The organism is Actinoplanes sp. NPDC049548 (genome assembly GCF_040676695.1).
Taxonomy (GTDB): domain Bacteria; phylum Actinomycetota; class Actinomycetes; order Mycobacteriales; family Micromonosporaceae; genus Actinoplanes.
In genome coordinates this window covers 1-1,229 of sequence record NZ_JBFAPM010000074.1, presented here as the reverse complement: position 1 = coordinate 1,229, position 1,229 = coordinate 1, and the positions used below count along the sequence as shown (strand labels likewise).

Below are 1,229 nucleotides of genomic sequence, written 5' to 3'. Positions count from 1 at the left end.
AGTTGCGTCCAGCAGAGTGGTGTGCGGCAGGTCCGTAGCTGAGCTGGCCTGGGCGTAGACGTGAGGCGGCCACCGCGTGATTCTTCGATCTGAGTTCCCGCTCAAGTTCGAGGAGTTCCACGCGATGGCCAACCCCAGTATCGACCCTGCCCGCTTCCTGCACGAGCACCTCGCAGCCGCTTCGCCGGACCTGCTGCGTTCGTTGCTCACCACGTTCATCGACACGCTGATGTCCGCCGAGGCCGACGCGGTCTGCGGCGCCGATTACGGCACCAGTTCCCCAGAGCGGATCAACACCCGCAACGGCTACCGCCACCGCGACTTCGACACCCGAGCCGGCACCTTGGACGTGGCGATCCCGAAACTGCGACAGGGCTCCTACTTTCCGGACTGGCTCCTGGAACGCCGTAAACGCGCTGAGGCAGTACTGACCTCGGTCGTTGCGACGTGTTACCTGCTCGGCGTGAGCACCCGTCGAATGGACAAGCTGGTCGAATCGTTGGGGATCACCCGACTGTCGAAGTCGCAGGTCAGCGTGATGGCCCGCGACCTCGATGAACACGTCGCTTCGTTCCGCACCCGGCCGTTGGATGCCGGCCCGTACACGTTCGTCGCCGCCGACGCCCTCGTCTTGAAGGTTCGCGAAGGCGGCCGGGTCGTCAACGTCCACGCCCTGCTCGCCACCGGGGTGAACGCCGACGGGCACCGGGAGATCCTCGGTCTGCAGGTCACCAGCGCCGAAGACGGCGCCGGCTGGCTCGCGTTCTTCCGTGACCTGACCGCCCGTGGCCTCACTGGGGTCCGCCTCGTGACCTCCGATGCCCACCGCGGCCTCGTCGAGGCCATCGGCGCCACGTTGCCCGGGGCGAGCTGGCAGCGCTGCCGCACCCACTACGCCGCGAACCTGATGTCAACGACTCCGAAGACGTCCTGGCCGTGGGTCAAAACGTTGCTGCACAGCGTTTACGACCAACCCGACGCCGCCTCAGTCCACGCCCAGTACGACCGTCTCATCGACGCGGTCGCCGAGAAACTCCCGACCGTGGCTGGTCACTTGGACGCCGCCCGCGACGACGTCCTCGCCTTCACCGGGTTCCCGAAAGAAATCTGGCGCCAGATTTGGTCGAACAACCCGCAAGAGCGCCTCTACCGCGAGATCCGCCGCCGCACCGACGTCGTCGGGATCTTCCCCGACCGCCACGCACTCATTCGCCTCGTCGGCGCCGTCC

General features: G+C 66.7%; 1 protein-coding gene. It reads left to right on the top strand.

Going from position 1 to position 1,229, the window contains the following annotated elements; all coding sequences use genetic code 11:
- Positions 1 to 124: 124 nt before the first annotated feature.
- Positions 125 to 1,229 (top strand): IS256 family transposase (locus tag AB0J80_RS38510; RefSeq protein WP_364714789.1); only part of this gene is annotated, 1,105 nt, incomplete at its 3' end.